This window comes from Alteromonas sp. NFXS44, assembly GCF_040148705.1.
Classification (GTDB): Bacteria; Pseudomonadota; Gammaproteobacteria; order Enterobacterales; family Alteromonadaceae; genus Alteromonas.
This window is the reverse complement of the sequence record NZ_JAGDEA010000002.1, coordinates 78,446-95,898: the sequence shown is the minus strand read 5'-3', so window position 1 is coordinate 95,898 and position 17,453 is coordinate 78,446. Positions and strand designations below refer to the sequence as shown.

Here is a 17,453-nt window from a genome sequence, read left to right as displayed (position 1 = left end):
ACACAACATAAAAACAAGCGCAGTTACATCATTGACACAAATGGTTGGGTAATCACCACTTTTTCCAGTTCATTTCTCGGTACTGCCTTACTGAAGTAAAAGCCCTGCACCTGGTCGCACCCGATAGTTTGCAGGATCCGGAGCACCTGCTCAGTTTCAACTCCTTCTGCGATGGTCTCGATACTCAGACGCTGACAGGTTTCAATGAGGCTTTTCACCAGTTCCCGCTTATTGACCTCGTAATCGATGTTGTCCACCAGCGATTTGTCTAACTTCAGTACGTCCACAGGCAGCTTCGCGAGGTACGACATAGAAGTAAAACCGGCACCAAAATCATCGATGGCGATTTTGACTCCCAGCAACTTTAATTGCCAGAGCAGGCCATTTACATAATCACAGTTGGTAGCAACAGCGGTTTCCGTAATTTCCAGTTCCAGGCATGCAGGGTCCACCGAATATCGCTCAATTTCATCTTTTAAGATTTGGACGATCCGGTGGTTTTGCAGCTGTTTGGCCGACACGTTCATGGAAATACGCTTGATATCAGGGCTGAAACGCATCAATTCAGAGGCACTGCGTACACTCTGGCGCAACACCCACTCGCCAATGGCTTCAATCTGACCGTCGAGCTCAGCCAGGCGGACAAACTCTGCAGGCGGCACCCAGCCAAGATGATGATGCTGCCAGCGCAGCAACACTTCAGCACCTTCCACCAGCCCGTTTTTCAATGTTACTTTTGGCTGAAAAGCCAGTTTAAACTGATTATTGTCGAGACCATTCTGCACATCAGCGCGAATAAATTGCTGACGCTGGTAACGCTCGATGGTGCCATCGTCGAGATTGGACACGTGGCTGGAGTGCATCTCCCGTAAAATGGTAAGCTCAAGGTTCTTTATCAGTGTGTTGTAATCTACCGGCGATTTCCCGAGTACCCGGAAGCCAACGCCCACCTGGCAATACACCGCCCGTTTATCAATGCTGTATGTACGCTGCAGCTTCCGGCGCAACATAGCACACCAGGACTCAAGTTCTTCTTCATTGGTTTCGCGCATCTGAAAGGAGAACAATCCAAATTCATCACAACGTACATGACCGTTGCCGTCAACAGCATCTTCAATAAGCTGCCCGACCTCACTGACCAGCGCAGCCATAGTATCTTCACCATGGCTGTAGGAAACGTCATCCATATTCACCAGCTTCACCGCGATAAGCGCAGCGTTGGCATCAATACTGACCACATTGGGCGCTGTCTGAGGCTCACCGGCATCATCTACCTGACGGGTGAGTTCTGCGATCCGTCGTTGCCAGCCATGATTCCGGCGCCCCTTAAAATACTCAAATGCCTGATCGATTTCGTTGATGAGCTGTCCGGCATTCCATGGCTTGGTAAGATATTTATTCGCCAGTCCGTTGTTCAGCAACCCCACCGCCATATCAAAATTGCTTTCTCCGCTCAGCATCAGCGTGATGGTTTGCGGATAAAACTGATTGATATATTTCAGTAACTCCGCACCGGTCATACCGGGCATTCTGTGATCTGTGAGCACCACGGCGATATTATTGTTCGCCAGTACCTTCATGGCTTCCTTGCCGTTTTGAGCCGTGTGAACGACATAACCTGAGGGGCGGATAGCCCGTTTGATTGAACTCAACACCGCAGGTTCATCATCAACAATTAGCAGCTCCAGTTTGTTCAACCTCGTTACAGCAGCATTAGAACCAGACATGAAATACCTCATTACCGGGGGCCGGAGACCCGGAGTACACGCATTGCATGTACCCGTGTGTTTAAAGCAAAACGCAGACACGTGGCAGTGCCGCTTCTACCTTTAATTATACGATACCATTCCTTTTTACCGTATCTTGTATAAGTACACACTTATAAATTGGTATAATAATTACACAGAAGTAAGTTTTCACTAACGCTAAAAATACAAAAATATTAAAAATCAGAAACTTAAAATTTTAACAAACACTTCAATTGTCACAAATGTCATTTACTATACTTTAGTCTTTATTGTCACTTTAAATTTTCAGTGCTATAAATACAAAGGTTATTATTTGAGCATCTTGCGGAGCAATACTTTATGAAGACGTTAACGTCTGGCGAAATCGCGTCATACTGCGATGTGAATCTCCGAACCGTCATCCGCTGGATTGAAAGCGGAAAACTCAAGGGTTTTAAGTTACCCGGCCGGGGTAACAATCGTGTATTGGTAGACGACTTTATTGAATTTCTCGAACATCACAATATGCCTGTTCCCTCACAATTGCAGGGAGAAGCAACCCCGGGCATTTTGATTGTAGACGACGAATTGCCTGTAGCAAAGTCAATCCAACGTGTAGCGAGGCGTGCGGGCTACGACACTATGATCGCCACCGGCGGTTTTCAGGCAGGTGTCATGCTCAGCCAGCACAATCCGAGACTGATGACACTGGATTTAAGCATGCCGGGTATGGACGGCTACAGTGTAATTCAATTTACCCGTGAGCAGGCAAGATACAAGCGTCTGAAAATCATTGTCATTTCTGCCCTCGACGACAACAGCCTTGAACGGGCACTGGATCTTGGTGCTGACGCGGTACTGTCCAAGCCTTTTTCTAATCATGATCTGACAGAACTGTTAGATAAATTTATGACGGTGTAAGCCCTGTTTGCCTGAGGAGTCTGTCAATGGTGAAACGTTCTGTATTTTTGCATCCCCCGGTGTTAAGTGCGGTACTGTTTGTCGTGATGACATGTGCCTGTCTGGCATCTGAGCATGACGATATACCAGTGACAGAACTCACAACACCTGATTTTTCTGCGATTTACACTGCAAAACTACATAAATCGGAAATACCCGGCTATTTTTATGATGGATGGCAAAAATCCGGGCAAAGCATGGCAGTAGTTAAAGAAGTAAAACACCCGATAAAAGCACCACATATCTGTGATGCATTACATTTACTCTCCCCTGCCCTGACGCGTATTGACGTTCCGACAGGATATCCGGCTTCGCCACCGGGCTTATTCTTTACCTTTCGCAGTGCGGGCTAACATGACACAACATGAAAATGGCAAAAGCGCAGATCAACTGCAGCTGGAACTGGAGCAAAAAGACAGGTTGATAGACAGCCTGCAAAAAGATCTCCGCGATGCCCAGCGACAATTGTTACAAGCAGAAAAGATGGCCTCAGTGGGTCAGCTTGCCGCCGGTGTTGCGCATGAGATTAATAATCCGGTAGGTTTTGTTTCCAGCAACTTGTCCACTCTGGCTGATTACGTTCATGCTTATCAGGAAGTGATGACGCAGGTTCTTAAGCTGGCAAGTCCGGAAAACACTGAGCAGGACACGATTAAATCGAAACTGGCCAGTGCCATTGAAGAACACGATATCGAATTTATCAGCGAAGATATTCTGGCGCTGGTAGATGAGTCTGCCGAAGGGTTGGAGCGTGTCAGTGAAATTGTGCGCGGGCTGCGGTTATTCTCCCGCATAGACTCTGACGACCGGCAGTGGTTTGATATTAACCAGTGCATGCGTACCACATTGAGTATGGTAAATAACAAACTGAAATATATTTGTCAGCAGGAATTGCGTCTCGAAGATATACCAAAGGTGTATATAAATGTAGGGAAAATTACTCAAATCTTTACTAACCTTTTAATAAACGCTGGTCAGGCGATTGAATCTACCGGCAAACAAGGGCAAATTATTGTTAAGTCATGGCATGAAGGTGACTATGTTCATATCAGCGTGACCGATTCCGGCTCCGGAATTAAACAGGAGCACCTCGATAAATTGTTTCATCCGTTTTTCACCACCAAGCCTGAGGGGCAAGGTACCGGACTGGGTTTATCGATTTCATTTGGCATTGCCGAAGAACATGGCGGCGAACTGAAAGTCGCCAGTAAAGAAGGAGTAGGCAGCACCTTCACATTAAGTCTGCCGACGACCGGCCCGGAAGATGAGCAGGAGCCGGAATCAGACTGCTAAAGCCGGCAGCAGCAAGCGAGGTTCACAGGAGAATACATGAGCGAGCAGACGCCCACTCAAGAGGAAAAGAAGTACACGATTCTGTTTGTCGATGATGAGCCGAATATTCTTCGGGCGCTGAAGCGTGCCCTGTTCAAAATGAACATAAACATGCTGCTGGCAGAGAGCGGCAAGAAAGCCCTTGAGTTACTGGAAAGTCACACGGTTCACGTTGTAGTGTCTGACATGAAGATGCCGCATATGTCAGGTGCAGAATTGCTTGAACAGGTTGCTAAATTATATCCCGACACATTCCGTGTCGTCCTCACCGGTTTCGCAGACATTGATTCAACCATAAAGGCCGTTAACCAGGGCAAAATCCACCGTTATCTTCAGAAACCCTGGGACAATCAGGAATTAATGAATACCCTGGAAGAAGGGCTCGAGCGGGTTAAATTAAAAGACGAAAATGCCCGCCTGCAAAAACTGACAAGGCTGCAGAATAAAAAGCTTAAGGACATTAATGCCAATCTCGAACAAACGGTGATTAAGCGGACTAAGCAAATCAAACTGGCGCTTCACCGCATTGAGAAACACAATCTGGCACTTGAGCAGGTGTTATTCAATGTGATCAGCATCAACCCTGATATAGATGGCAAATTTGCCATTGAAGTCAGTGAGCTTGCGACTCTTTTAGCAGAGCGTGCCGGATTACCCGCAGAGGAAATTAAACTGATCCGTTATGCCAGCTTAATTTGTGAACTGGGATGTCTCGGTCTGACACCGGCGGATTATGCGCCTCCGTTTAACAAGCTGAACTACGAGCAACAAAAGAATTTTCTGTCGCAAACAAAACAGGCGGCCACTATCCTGGCACCTGCCCAGCATCTGCAACCGATTTCTGACATTATCGAATTACAGTTTGAACACTGGAACGGTTCCGGTTTGTATCACAAGGTGGCGAAAGAGATCCCTGACGGTGCCCGAATTTTATCGATAAGTCGCGACTACTGGCGGTTAATCACCGGACGCCTGACCGAAAAACACATGACACCGAACGAAGCCAAGCAGGAACTTAAGAAACACCGCAACACCCGTTATGACGCAACTTATCTGGATATCCTGCTGGAATCACAGGAAATCGGATTGCCTAAGCACATAGACAATACGTTTACTGCCAATGAACTCACCCCCGGCATGGTGCTGGCGGCCAACCTGTACAACGACAGTCATATTCTGATTTTGCCGGAAGGGCATGTATTTACCGAGTCAACGATTGCCAAACTATGTCAGTTCGAAGATGACCACGGCAAGATGTTTGAAATCACGATTAAAGCTGGCCGGCTGGACGTGGGTGAATCAGAAAATCAGGCTGAACCTGAATCAATCTGACGATTCGCGGTAGAGGGGAAACGACAGGGTAAATTCGGTCCCCTCGTTGATTGCGCTTTCCACCGACACTGTGGCGTTATGCGCCTGCAAAATTCCGTGAGAAATCGACAATCCCAGCCCCGTTCCCACTCCGGTGGGCTTGGTAGTGAAAAATGGCGAGAAAATTTTCTGCTGAGTGACCTTATCCATCCCGACGCCAGTATCCTTCACTTTCAGAATAAGACGGTTTTCCGTACTGCTTAAGTCCAGTGATAACACGCCTCCTGCCGGCATAGCATGGGCGGCGTTTATCATCATATTAATCATCACCTGCTCAAGCTGTGAAGCATCCCCAACACAGTAGGGGGTGTCTGTGTGAACATTGACCTGAATCTGATGATGATTATCGAAACGGGTTTTAGTGAGTTTCACGCACCGCTGTATAACATCCTGCAAAGACAACGGCATCATCTTACCTTCGCCCTTTCTGGAAAACGCATATAAATCACTGACTATGTCGCGGATACGATCAATACCACTGACATTGGTTGCTACAATCTCATGTGCATCTTCTAATAAAAATGACAAATCGTATTTAGCTTCCAGCTCCTGCAACATCTCTGAGCAACCAGGTTTGGTTTTCGCCCACTGTGCGATTTCTGCAAACAGTTCTTCAAACGTTTCCACATACTGCACAAGGGTTTCAAGATTAGAGCGGATGTAACCGATGGGATTATTAATTTCGTGAGCAATGCCTGCGGTGAGTTTACCTAACTCCGACATTTTCTCAGCCTGTACAAGCTGAGCCATGGTTTCTGCCATTCCCCGGGTCATTTCATCAATGCGGGTTTGCGTACTGTCCAGTGTGGTTTTGCGCCGGCATTGCACCATTCCATTCTGAAACCAGCTAACCAGGGGCACAAAAGCATTCAGTGCCTCATTACTCATTGGCTTTTCAAGCGCGATGATCAACCACATTTCCGGGTGACCATTGTCAGCAAGCCGCAAACAAAGAAAAGGGTCATCTTCTGCGTCGTAAAGAAATGTGTCATCAGGATAAGCCGCGTATCGCTTTCTCGCCCGCTCACACAACGCATCAAGTTCAGCATCATCGCCGGACCAGGCTTCTTCTTTGAATACCCGCAATGAGGAAACCAGAGAAAGTTCTTCGAACCAGAAAGGTGTATAGAAGCCGCAGCGGGCCTCAAAATGATTGACCAGCAGCTCAATGTATTTATCCAGCAGAGTGTGCAAAGAGCAGTCCAGGCACAGTACACTTCCCAGCTCTTGCATGAGTATGTGTACAGATTGATTACCGCGCGTGTCATTTACCTGAGGCATACTACTCATATCCCATCGCATAACCCGTTAGACTTTATTTCTTGCTACTTCGTAGTGTAGACAGTTGTTGCATTTTGAGCGAAGAAATTATTCGTGCCAGAATAGCTATATTACTCTTAACGGGCAAATGATTATGAAAACCTTTGATTATATCTGTATTGGTGGTGGCAGCGGCGGAATCGCATCGGCCAACCGCGCAGCAAAACATGGCAAGAAAGTCGCACTCATTGAAGGCGCTGATATTGGCGGTACCTGTGTAAACGTGGGCTGTGTGCCGAAAAAAGCCATGTGGTTCGGCGCGAACGTGGCAGAAGCCATTCATAAGTATGGCCCTGACTATGGTTTTGATGTCACCGTCAATAACTACAGCTGGGAAGTGATGGTGGCCAACCGTCAGGCGTACATTGAGCGTATCCACGCTTCCTATGATCGCGTGCTTGGTGCCAACGATATTACCGTTATCAAAGGCTTTGCAACATTCGTTGACGATCACACCATTGAAGTAAATGGCGAGCAGTACACCGCGCCGCATATCACTATTGCTGTTGGCGGCCGCCCCCGCTTTCCTGATATTCCGGGCGCGGAACACGGCATCGACTCAGACGGCTTCTTTGCCCTGCAAACACAGCCCGAACGGGCAGTGGTTGTAGGAGCCGGCTACATTGGTGTGGAACTGGCGGGCGTACTGCATTCACTGGGCACAAAAACCGATTTGGTTATCCGTCACGGTCAGCCACTTCGTCATTTCGACCCCATGATTGCTGAAACGCTCACGGAAATCATCGACAGCGAAGGCCCTGCCCTGCATAAGTTTTCAGAAATTGAAAAAGTGGAAAAGCAGGATGACGATTCACTGAAAATCACCCTTTCCACCGGTGAAATCATCGAAACCGATGTGCTTATCTGGGCTATCGGCCGTGTACCTTCCAGCGACAAACTGGCTTTGGAAAACACCGGTATCGACACCGACGATAAAGGTTTTATTAAAGTAGATAAATACCAGAACACCACCGTAGACGGTGTGTACTGTGTGGGTGATGTCACCGGTCATGCAGAACTGACGCCGGTTGCCATTAAAGCCGGACGTTTGCTCAGTGAACGCTTGTTCAATGGCCAGAGCAATGCGCACCTGGATTACAATCTCATCCCAACCGTGGTATTCAGTCACCCACCTATCGGTACCGTGGGCATGACCGAACCGGAAGCAGAAGAAGCCTACGGTAAAGAAAACCTGAAGGTATACACCTCATCGTTTGCCGCTATGTACACCGCGGTAACCAAACACCGTCAGGCCACCAAGATGAAGCTTATTTGTGCCGGTGAAGATGAACGTGTGGTTGGCCTGCATGGCATCGGAATGGGCATGGATGAAATTCTGCAGGGCTTTGCCGTGGCGATGAAGATGGGTGCAACCAAGGCGGACTTCGACAGCTGCATTGCAATTCACCCTACCAGCGCCGAAGAGTTTGTTACAATGACAGGTTAGTGTAGGAAAAGCATCTTACACACATAAATAACTCTGGAAAATAATCACCCACTGGCCATACTGTATGCATGGACAGTGGGTATTGAGAGGGATTTATGTCGGTTCTTATACATTCAGATGATGTTTTTAAAGAAACGGAGTTGATAGCGAATAGTGATGGCTTGTTCCATTGCTCCCCACTTAAAGACAATATTGGTTCTTTACCCACGTTGTTTACCAAAGAAGGAGCCTTTAATCGCGAAGCCAATAGCTACTTCTTCTATCAGAAGGCCATTAAGCAAGCCAAAGACTTATCGCCTTGCGCCCAAGCTCTCCAAGCCTTTTATCAGTTTTTTGAAGATAACAACCTCCGTTGGGATTACTTCCCACCTGTTAAATGCTTAAAGCCAACCTACCTCTTTCGCTCACATCTGCTCAAGCAGATCAAAAGCGGGGAATTAGCTCACTCAACCGCCAGCGTTCGGATGAACCAAATCGTTAGCTACTATAAGTGGTTGATTTACAGGGCTACTTGATAGTCAAAAGCGAAAAAGAAGCGCCGTTTAAGATGGAGTATGTTTCTGTGCAAAGCACAGGGATGCTGGCCCACGTATCTCCAACATTCACCGTGCAGACCAGTGATCTACGAATTAAAGTGCCGAGGGACAGTAGCAGCAATAACATAAGGCCGCTCACCCCCCTGAGTAATGATTCGTTGGGCATATTGACCTCGTATCTGCCTCAAGCATCCATTGAACTACGCCTTCAAGTGCTGCTTTCTATTGATACCGGAATGCGGATCAACGAAGTCGCCACACTCACCCTTGATGCATTAAAGACTGCCATACGACTTGCTGAAAGTGAGCACCGCTATGAACTGACGATTTCACCACAACTGAATGGTGTTCAAACCAAATATGCCAAGCAAAGAACCATTGAAATATCAGCCGAATTATTAGCTCAGTTAGATAATTACCGCACCTCTGCGCGGCGCTTACAGCGTGTGACAAAGCTAAATAATAAACTGGATAATTTATTTGAAGTGGCATTAGGGCTGAAACAGGAAGCTGTTGATGCGCTGGAGCGCTGTGAACGCCACGAACCTCTTTTTGTCAGTGAACAAGGTAATCCGGTAACCGCAAAATCCATCGAAGCAAGGTGGTCAGAGTTACGCAGCGTAATTAAAAAGTCACACCCCACCTTCACCCACCGTTTCCACGATTTTCGCTCGACCTATGGCACTTACCGCCTCAGCGACCTACTCGAAGCCGGACTCCTTGATCTTGAGTGTATGGAACTGTTTATGGCGTGGATGTGTAGTGAGCCTGTGATTCCGTTAAATTAGTTAACAACGGATAACTATAAGTAAGTTAAAGGTCATTGAGGATTGACATTGCTCAACGAATCCAAAGCCCCTTTTGTGAGTCTGTAGTTTGAATTATCCAATCAATAAAAGTCCTGACTTGAGGTGCCAAATACTGGCGGTTTGGGTACATGATGGACAGAGGAAACTCAACATCGCTGATTTCTCCGAGCACTCTCACAAGCTTTCCTTGGCTTAATTCCTCTGAGACTAAAATTCCTGGTACTTGAATCAACCCCATGTGAATGAGAGCACAAGCGACGACAGCCTCTGCGTCATTAGCCATTAATGCGCCTGATAGTATGACTTCTTCAACGCTACCATTATGCGAAAAGTACCATGACAAAGGAGTATGTTTTTGTCCTGAAAAGTAGTTAATCGTCATATGGTCTTTAAGATCATCAAGCGAAGACGGAATGCCTTGTTTCTCCAGATACTCAGGGGAAGCGCAAATGACCATTTTAACGGTCGCAATCTTTCTACCTATCATACTGCTGATAGGTAGCTCCCCTAGTCTCAATACACAATCCACAGAGTTTGCAATTAAATCAATAGGTTGATCATTCACACCGAGTATGACACTGATATCAGGGTACAATTGACGAAACTTAGGAAGTTCTGGGATAACCAGTGATTTAGCAAGAGCGACAGGAATATCAATTCTCAGACGTCCACTAGGCCGCTCCTTACTCCCGCCAAACAGATTTTGAGTCACTTCCACTTCACGCAACAATTCGGTTGCTTTTGCATAAAGCGCTTCTCCTTCCCCTGTTAAATTCGACCGTCGCGTGGTTCGCTGGAGCAAGCGTACACCTACGTTTTTCTCTAGTTCCCCAATGGCTTTAGTGATTCCGGGCCTTGCCATATGAAGCGTATCTGCGGCACGAGTAAAGTTTCCCATCTCTGCCACGGTGACAAATATTTGGAGCTGTCTTATAAAATCCATAGCACTATTATTTCCTTTTTTGATAACAATAAAGTATCACTTTGTTGTCTTAAAAAATAGCAGCAGTCACAGTAATATTCATGTCACGCAGAGAGAAGCCAAATCCACTGCGCTCAACTTGCTTTATAACAACCATTACTGACTAATACGGCTCCATTTGGGAGCGACATCAAGAGGAAATCAATATGGCACGTCATGTACGATTCCATGAAACCGGTGGCCCGGAAGTTCTAAAAATTGAAGAAGTAGAAACACCTGAACCCAAAGCGGGTGAAGTACGAATTCGTGTACACGCACTGGGTTTAAACCGTGCAGAGAGTATGTACCGTTCAGGCCGTTACGTTATCGAACCTCAGTTCCCAGCGACAATGGGTTATGAAGCATCCGGCTATATCGATGCGGTTGGTGCAGAAGTGAAAAGTTTGGAAGTGGGTGATGCTGTAAGTGTGATCCCTGCCTTTATGTTTGATGAATACGGTCTATACGGTGATCTCGTTGTCGCACCGGCTCGTGCTGTGGTTAAAAACCCAGAAGGTGTAAGTTGGGAAACAGCCGCTGCTACATGGATGCCTTACACAACCGCTTGGGGGGCATTGATCGACATCGCAAACCTTGGTGAAGGTGACTTTGTTGTGCTTGGTGCAGCATCGAGCAGCGTAGGCTTGGCAGCAATGGAAATTGCATACAGTGTTGGCGCAACACCAATTGCTCTGACTCGTAAAGATGAGAAGGTTCAACAGCTACTAAACGCAGGGGCGAAACATGTCCTACAGGTTGGAGTTCATGATCTTGAAAAAGAGATCATGGCACTAACTAACGGTAAAGGTGCACGTGTGGTCTTTGACCCAGTAACTGGTCCCGACTTTGAAGACATCATCAAAGCAACTAGCAAAGATGCAATTGTTTTTATTTACGGTGCGTTAAGCCACGATGCGACTCCAATTCCAGTGATGCATATCCTTGGTAAACACACAACGATCCGTGGTTATGAGTTCATTGAAGTTACTGCTGATGATGAGAAGCTAGCAAGAGCGAAAAAATTCATAACAGAAGGTATGGAATCTGGTCAATTTAAAGCGAAAGTAGCGAAAGTGTTCCCATTTGAACAAATCGTCGAAGCAACTCAATTCCTAGAGTCTAACGCTCAATTTGGCAAAATCATCGTCACGATTGAGTGATACAACTTTTTAAAATCAACTAATATCATTGAATTTAAAGGAAAATTATGAATATTTCAAAAAACATATCTAGAAGTATGAGTGCTCTAGGTGTGGTAAGCATACTAACACTAAGCCTTGCCGCCCAAGCTGAACCTACAGAAAAATACCAGCAAGCTGCGGGATTTTATCGTCAGATGGTTGGGGACGTAGTGGTTACCGCAATTTATGACGGCTTCATAGGTCTGAATCCGGGACATCTATCTGGTATGTCACAAAAGCAAATCCAAGAATATATTTTTAACGAATATCAAAAGACTTCACCGCTGGTACAGACCGCCGTTAATGCATTTTTGATTGATGACGGTCAAAGACTGGTACTTGTCGATTCTGGTTCATCAGACAGTTTTGGTCCTACGATGGGAAATATGGTCGATAATATTCGTGCTGCGGGTTTTTCTCCTGAAGAAGTCGACGACGTGATATTAACCCATATGCACCCAGATCATGCCGCTGGTGTGACACTGCCGAATGGTAAGGCTGCATTTCCAAACGCTACCGTTTGGGCTGCCGAAAAAGATGCTCAGTTTTGGTTAAACAATGAGTCAGCAAGTTCGCTCCCTGAAAGTCAACGCGTGTTTTTCCCCATAGCACAAAACGCTATTGCTCCTTACAAAAGTGTAGGTAAGTTTAAGACCTTTAAGGATAGCGATATGCTTTTTTCGGGCATCAAGATTATGCCGAGTAATGGACACACCCCAGGCCATACATCATATCTTTTAAGTTCTGGCTCTGAGAAGCTGCTGCTCTGGGGGGATATAATCCATGTGCATTCAGTACAATTGGAACACCCTGAAGTAAGTATTGAAGTTGATGTCAATCCTGAAGCCGCAATTGAGTCACGTAAGCTTTTACTGGCCCAAGCAACTAAGGAACGATGGATGATCGCATCCCCACATTTACCGTTCCCTGGATTAGGTCATCTTCAGAAAAATGGCAAAGGATATCGTTGGATCCCCGTTGAATATAGAAACCCTATTAATTCAGAACAGAGTATGTAAAATTTTCTGTGTAAGTGGCTGTTTATCATAGCGATACGCGGTCACCGTACATGATAATGAACTGATTCATCGCCGGTTTCCAGTCCCTAAGTGGCATTGTCAACTTCTTCGCAATTTGATGTAAAGCCAGATACAGCAGTTTTAGCACGGCTTCGTCGTTCGGGAATGAACGTCTGGTTTTGGTGACTTTTTGCAAGAATGCCACTAACACAGATTTTTTTACAGACGCCCCAATGGAGCAGAAACGTTAAGCTTTTTATCCTAATCCATTTAACTTTCTGTATTCTTCTATTTTATCCAACAAGTCACTGTTATCTTCTGCCCAGTCATACAGCGATAATAGTGGCTCTACAAATCGCTTACCTAAGTCGGTCAAGGAATATTCCACCATTGGCGGCACTACTTGATAAACCTCTCTGTGAATTAGTTTTAACTCCTCCAATTCTCTCAGTGTCTGAGTCATCATTTTTTTTGAAATACCCGGCATGGTGCGCATTAATTCGCCCGTCCTAAGTGTTTTAAAATTTAAGATATACAACACCATAGACGTCCATTTAGAAGAAAATAGAAAGTTTATTCTTCGAGGTAAACAATTTTCGGACACTAAAAAAGGATTTGGTGCTTCTCTTGTCTTACTCAATGCATGGTCTCCATTTGGTTACTATGGCACAAAAAAGTGCCTAATTGTCTATTTGGCATCTAGTTATTATTATGCGCACTTCATTTCGTAATGCAATTTAATTTAATGAGAGGACACAAAATGAACGAATCAATGAAAGCACTGGTACTTGAAAGTTATGAAACGGGAGAAATGATTGAACAGCGAATCCCGGTTCCAACGGTAGGAACAAACGAAGTTCTGGTTCGAATAATGGCCAGTGGCGTTAATCCAATAGATTACAAAATAAGAACAGGTCAAGCGCCTTACGCTGAGCCTGAGTTGCCGGCTGTATTAGGTACTGATTTGGCTGGCGTTGTTGAAGCCGTTGGCTCAGAAGTAAGCAAGTTTACAGTTGGCGATGAGGTATATGGGTTAACTGGCGGTGTGCGTGGACTTCAAGGATCTCTGGCAGAATTTGTTGCTGTTGACGCTGATTTATTGGCGATCAAACCCCAAAACATCAGTATGCGAGAAGCTGCGGCAATCCCATTAGTGTTCTTAACCGCTTGGGAGGGCTTAGTTGACAAGGCAAACGTTAGTGCAGGTCAACATGTTTTGGTTCAGGGCGGCGCTGGCGGCGTTGGACATATGGCAGTGCAAATAGCCAGAGCCAAAGGTGCTACTGTATTTGCAACGGCTTCAGCAGCTAAGCAACATATCATTGAATCATATGGGGCGACCTTTATTGACTACAATCGCCAAAACGTGACTGATTATGTACAAACTCATGCAGCAGGTCTTGGTTTTGATGTCGTTTATGACACGGTGGGCGGATCAATTTTGGATGATTCACTCGTTGCAGTGAAACCGTATGGCCACGTTTTGAGTTGTTATGCTTTTGCTGAACATAATTTAGCTCCGGGATCTTTGCGATGTGCCACGTTATCTGGTGTATATGTATTGTACCCAATGATTAGCGGTACAGGACGTGCTCATCACGGTGACATTTTACGCGAAGCGACACGCTTGGTTGAGGAAGGAAAGGTCAAACCTCTATTGGATGAACGCGAATATAACTTTAGTGACGCACTGAAAGCGCATCACGATCAGGAGTCAGGCCGTATTACAGGTAAATTAGTAATTAGTATTCAGTAAGTTAAGACAGTTTCGGAGTTGTGTGATGTCAAGAGTGGTTAAATTCAAACAGTTGGATAGTTCGGACGTATTGTTTATTGAACAACGACCTATTCCATCTCCCCAGTTAGATGAAGTTGTTTTGGAAGTTAAGGCAATCGGAATGAACAGAGCCGATATCATGCTTCGAACTGGCAACTATTTGGAGAAAGCCACTTTTCCATCGCAACTCGGATTTGAAGCGGCTGGGACGGTTTATGAACTAATGAATGAGACTCACCGATATGGTTATGCTGTTTCGGTTTTAAATACGTTTTTTATTCAGTATTGCAGCCTTTAGTTCTTTACTGTACGTGCGGCTGGCTTTAAGCATTTTGCCGTTTGCCAGTTGCACGTTAAATTCAGAGTTACGTAAAGCTTCCAGTTGCTGAATGTGTCGCAGGTTTACAATGGTGGACTTGTGAATTTGTACGAACTCATCGGGCAGTGTGTCGTGCAATAAATTCTTCAGCCGTGCCCGCATCACGTAGGTGTCACTGCAGGTATGTACACACATGTAATCACCGGCTGCATCCACCCAGAACACGTCAGTAAACGGAACCAACGCAGTCGGCGAACGGCCACCCTGAATGACCAGCTTTTCATTTTCGACGTAATAACCTTCGGTAGGAGCTGCGTAAATATCGTTCATGACTTTGTGAGATGTTGTCGGTGTATCCATCGCCTCGCGGGTTGCCAGCATGGTGGCCTTTGACGATTTCAGCGCGATATTTTCTTCCACCCGGGCGACAGCTTCCTGCAATCGCGCCATTTTTATAGGCTTTAGCAGGTAATCCACCGCCCTAACTTCAAACGCACGAATTGCATGTTGATGATAGGCGGTAACAAAGATAATCGCGGGATAGGTTTCCGGTTGCAGTGCCTTTAGCAATTCAAAGCCCGACTGGCCGGGCATCTCAATGTCCAGGAAAATCAGGTCCGGCATACACTTATTGGTAAACGCCAGTGCTTCATCCACACTGGTGGCTTCACCAATAATCTCAATGGCCGGGAATTGTTCCAGCCGTATCCGCAGGCCTTCTATGGCACTGAATTCATCATCCACCAGCAGTGCTTTAATGGGCTGCATCGCGGGCTCCTTCTTTCACCGGTAGCCAGATTTTTACCCATGCCCCACCCCCGGCGTTATTGCCGGTATCCAGTGTCGCATAACCATTATAGATAAGCTTCAAACGCTGGCGGCAATTACTCAGACCAATGCCCGATTCACTATCTGCTGTTGTCATCGGAGTATTTTTTGTAAAGCCTTTGCCGTTGTCTTTTACAGTGACTAACAAGCCCTGATTATGGCTTTCAAAATTTACCTTAATAACAATAGGCTGATTGGGGATCATGCCGTGTTTAAGCACATTTTCCACCAGCGGCTGAACGATGAGCGACGGGATCAGCACATCCTGACAGCTTTCATCAGCCTGAATATCTACCTGTAAGCGCGACTGAAAACGGCCTTTTTCGATATCCAGATAGTTATTCAGAATATCGATTTCCTCGGCCACCGGAATGATCGACAGCGGGTCGGTATACAGACTGTAGCGAAGAAAATCACACAGCTGTTCCAGCATGGATACCGCGTGGGTGTTTTCATTTTTCAGTATCAGCGTGCAAATCGCATTGATGCTGTTAAACATAAAATGCGGGTTCAGCTGATAACGCAGCATTTTTAATTGTGCCTCGTTGGCCAGATGCAGCGCTTTGTCGGCACGTTCCCGCTCTTCCACACTGGTGAGGTAATTCTTGATGCCGTAGTAGCCCGCCGTCCAGGTCGCCAGCATAGTGAGTGACGCCGACGTCCAGGTACCAAAATCGAACCAGGTCATCGACACCCACCACGAGCCAAACAGCGCCTGCAAGGTATACCACTTGAACTGCGTCCATAGCAGCGCAGCCAGCAGAAGTAACACCACGTGCTTTGCTACCACATAATGCTGGGAAGCAGACGCCTGCCGGTACAGCCAGCGCAACGCTAGTGTAATGGCGATACCGCATAACGTATCCATCACCAGATGGGGTAAATGAATGCGCCAGGGTTCGTCGCCGGAGAGCTTTATCATGATTTCGGTTAGCAGGGCATAAACGGCCCAGCCGCTCAACTGGCAGAACCAGAAGAGCTTTATTCGGGAAGGTAGTTTCTGCACAAATACATCAATGTTGTTGTCGTTATACTCGTTTGCCAACACAGCGGGCCCTCAGTCAGACCTGCCTGTCGTATATATTCAAGAAAATCGTAATACGCCCAAGCGGTCTGATGGTAGTACTGACCGGGGAAATAGAACGCTTCCGCGCTGTTGTCACCGTGCCAGTGATTAATCATGATTTTGGTATTATCCACCGGCCAGGCATAGGCGGGGATTTCATCGCTGGCTATATAGCCATCGCCATTGTCTTTATACACCACCCGCAGAGTTTGTTCATTGCCTGATGAATCATACACGTACCAGCGAATTTGCGTTGCCGACCAGTCAAAGCCAATGGTCAGTAAATAGTTCTGGATGTTCAGGCCGTACTGGCCCAGCGGTACATCCTGCTCCCAACTCTGGTACTGACCACCCTGTGGCTGATAAATCACGTTGGTATGCACAACATTGCCAAGACCGGGCAAAAATTCAATATCAATTTCCTGCCATGCCCGGCCCGGTGAATCCCACCATGAGGTATAAGTGAAAATGGATGAAACCGTGCCTGCGGTGTTTCCGGTTTTCAGCGAGCCCTGCACTTTGCCGTACCCGTAAAATGCTTTCGACTGCAATTCTGAACAGGTGCCATCGGATACCGACAATGTAATGCCATGGGAACTGGGCGAAATAGCACCTTCATTGAAGGTACAGCCAAACGGTGTGCCATTGCTGCCATTGCGCGGCTGCCAGATTGCGCTGTTAAAACCCCAGCTAAAATCATCTTTGAAATAGCCTGCGGCAGTTGCCTCAATGCTAACACCTGCTGTGGTAGCGAGGGTAGCGGCCATACATAATCCAGTCAGTGTTTTCATAAAACCTCC

General features: G+C 46.4%; 18 protein-coding genes and 1 pseudogene. 11 read left to right on the top strand and 8 right to left on the bottom strand.

Going from position 1 to position 17,453, the window contains the following annotated elements:
- Positions 1-23: 23 nt before the first annotated feature.
- Positions 24-1,727 (bottom strand): two-component system response regulator, encoded by a 1,704-nt coding sequence (locus J3369_RS03630; protein ID WP_349583899.1) that lies wholly within the window; start codon positions 1,725-1,727, stop codon positions 24-26.
- 360 nt (positions 1,728-2,087) lie between these two features.
- On the opposite strand from J3369_RS03630, the gene J3369_RS03625 reads away from it, so the two are divergent.
- From J3369_RS03625 to nosR, 4 genes are read left to right on the top strand one after another with little or no spacing between them, the layout of a single operon-like run.
- Positions 2,088-2,648: a response regulator gene (locus J3369_RS03625; protein WP_119499978.1), complete on the top strand. Its 561-nt coding sequence runs from the start codon at positions 2,088-2,090 to the stop codon at positions 2,646-2,648.
- A gap of 26 nt (positions 2,649-2,674) precedes the next feature.
- Positions 2,675-3,040 (top strand): hypothetical protein, encoded by a 366-nt coding sequence (locus J3369_RS03620; RefSeq protein ID WP_303573861.1) that lies wholly within the window; start codon positions 2,675-2,677, stop codon positions 3,038-3,040.
- A gap of 1 nt (position 3,041) precedes the next feature.
- Positions 3,042-3,980 (top strand): sensor histidine kinase, encoded by a 939-nt coding sequence (locus J3369_RS03615; RefSeq protein ID WP_303573862.1) that lies wholly within the window; start codon positions 3,042-3,044, stop codon positions 3,978-3,980.
- A 36-nt stretch (positions 3,981-4,016) separates the two neighbouring features.
- Positions 4,017-5,351, top strand: a complete 1,335-nt coding sequence (nosR, locus tag J3369_RS03610) for a response regulator c-di-GMP phosphodiesterase, NosR family (protein WP_303573863.1) — start codon at positions 4,017-4,019, stop codon at positions 5,349-5,351.
- Here nosR and J3369_RS03605 read toward each other — a convergent pair.
- A complete protein-coding gene (locus tag J3369_RS03605) occupies positions 5,343-6,680 on the bottom strand; it encodes a sensor histidine kinase (protein WP_349583893.1) in 1,338 nt (445 codons plus the stop codon). The two genes, nosR and J3369_RS03605, sit on opposite strands and share 9 nt — an antisense overlap.
- A 124-nt stretch (positions 6,681-6,804) precedes the next feature.
- Between J3369_RS03605 and gorA the strand changes: the two genes are divergently transcribed.
- The 3 genes from gorA to J3369_RS03590 all read left to right on the top strand — a co-directional run bounded on the left by gorA (position 6,805) and on the right by J3369_RS03590 (position 9,481).
- Positions 6,805-8,157 (top strand): glutathione-disulfide reductase, encoded by a 1,353-nt coding sequence (gorA, locus tag J3369_RS03600; RefSeq protein ID WP_349583891.1) that lies wholly within the window; start codon positions 6,805-6,807, stop codon positions 8,155-8,157.
- A gap of 95 nt (positions 8,158-8,252) precedes the next feature.
- Positions 8,253-8,672 (top strand): hypothetical protein, encoded by a 420-nt coding sequence (locus J3369_RS03595; RefSeq protein ID WP_349583888.1) that lies wholly within the window; start codon positions 8,253-8,255, stop codon positions 8,670-8,672.
- Between the two features lie 47 nt (positions 8,673-8,719).
- Entirely contained in the window at positions 8,720-9,481 is a 762-nt protein-coding gene (locus J3369_RS03590; RefSeq protein ID WP_349583885.1) for a tyrosine-type recombinase/integrase, read from the top strand.
- Between the two features lie 52 nt (positions 9,482-9,533).
- Here J3369_RS03590 and J3369_RS03585 read toward each other — a convergent pair whose 3' ends face one another.
- Positions 9,534-10,445 (bottom strand): LysR family transcriptional regulator, encoded by a 912-nt coding sequence (locus J3369_RS03585; RefSeq protein ID WP_349583882.1) that lies wholly within the window; start codon positions 10,443-10,445, stop codon positions 9,534-9,536.
- Between the two features lie 185 nt (positions 10,446-10,630).
- On the opposite strand from J3369_RS03585, the gene J3369_RS03580 reads away from it, so the two are divergent.
- Together J3369_RS03580 and J3369_RS03575 are read left to right on the top strand one after the other, a co-directional pair.
- Positions 10,631-11,623: a zinc-dependent alcohol dehydrogenase family protein gene (locus J3369_RS03580; RefSeq protein ID WP_349583879.1), complete on the top strand. Its 993-nt coding sequence runs from the start codon at positions 10,631-10,633 to the stop codon at positions 11,621-11,623.
- Positions 11,624-11,670: 47 nt separating this feature from the next.
- A complete protein-coding gene (locus J3369_RS03575; RefSeq protein WP_349583876.1) occupies positions 11,671-12,663 on the top strand; it encodes an MBL fold metallo-hydrolase in 993 nt (330 codons plus the stop codon).
- Positions 12,664-12,688: 25 nt separating this feature from the next.
- Here the strand turns inward: J3369_RS03575 and J3369_RS03570 are convergent.
- Both J3369_RS03570 and J3369_RS03565 read right to left on the bottom strand, forming a co-directional pair.
- Positions 12,689-12,871 (bottom strand): annotated as a pseudogene (locus J3369_RS03570) (IS256 family transposase); the annotation flags it as partial.
- Between the two features lie 48 nt (positions 12,872-12,919).
- Positions 12,920-13,303 carry a winged helix-turn-helix transcriptional regulator gene (locus tag J3369_RS03565; protein WP_349583874.1) on the bottom strand — a complete coding sequence of 128 codons (384 nt, stop codon included), beginning with the start codon at positions 13,301-13,303 and terminating at the stop codon, positions 12,920-12,922.
- Positions 13,304-13,423: 120 nt separating this feature from the next.
- Here J3369_RS03565 and J3369_RS03560 point away from each other — a divergent pair, with 120 nt between their 5' ends.
- Together J3369_RS03560 and J3369_RS22025 are read left to right on the top strand one after the other, a co-directional pair.
- Entirely contained in the window at positions 13,424-14,419 is a 996-nt protein-coding gene (locus J3369_RS03560; RefSeq protein WP_349583871.1) for a zinc-dependent alcohol dehydrogenase family protein, read from the top strand.
- A 25-nt stretch (positions 14,420-14,444) separates the two neighbouring features.
- Positions 14,445-14,738 (top strand): alcohol dehydrogenase catalytic domain-containing protein, encoded by a 294-nt coding sequence (locus J3369_RS22025; protein WP_502877403.1) that lies wholly within the window; start codon positions 14,445-14,447, stop codon positions 14,736-14,738.
- Here J3369_RS22025 and J3369_RS03555 read toward each other — a convergent pair.
- Genes J3369_RS03555 through J3369_RS03545 form a run of 3 tightly spaced genes read right to left on the bottom strand, consistent with a single transcriptional unit; the run spans position 14,703 to position 17,444 of the window.
- A complete protein-coding gene (locus J3369_RS03555; RefSeq protein WP_349583868.1) occupies positions 14,703-15,527 on the bottom strand; it encodes a LytR/AlgR family response regulator transcription factor in 825 nt (274 codons plus the stop codon). The two genes, J3369_RS22025 and J3369_RS03555, sit on opposite strands and share 36 nt — an antisense overlap.
- Positions 15,514-16,635 (bottom strand): sensor histidine kinase, encoded by a 1,122-nt coding sequence (locus J3369_RS03550; protein WP_349583866.1) that lies wholly within the window; start codon positions 16,633-16,635, stop codon positions 15,514-15,516. The genes J3369_RS03555 and J3369_RS03550 overlap by 14 nt, the downstream gene beginning before the upstream one ends.
- Positions 16,569-17,444 carry a family 16 glycosylhydrolase gene (locus tag J3369_RS03545; protein WP_349583863.1) on the bottom strand — a complete coding sequence of 292 codons (876 nt, stop codon included), beginning with the start codon at positions 17,442-17,444 and terminating at the stop codon, positions 16,569-16,571. The genes J3369_RS03550 and J3369_RS03545 overlap by 67 nt, the downstream gene beginning before the upstream one ends.
- Positions 17,445-17,453: the final 9 nt, after the last annotated feature.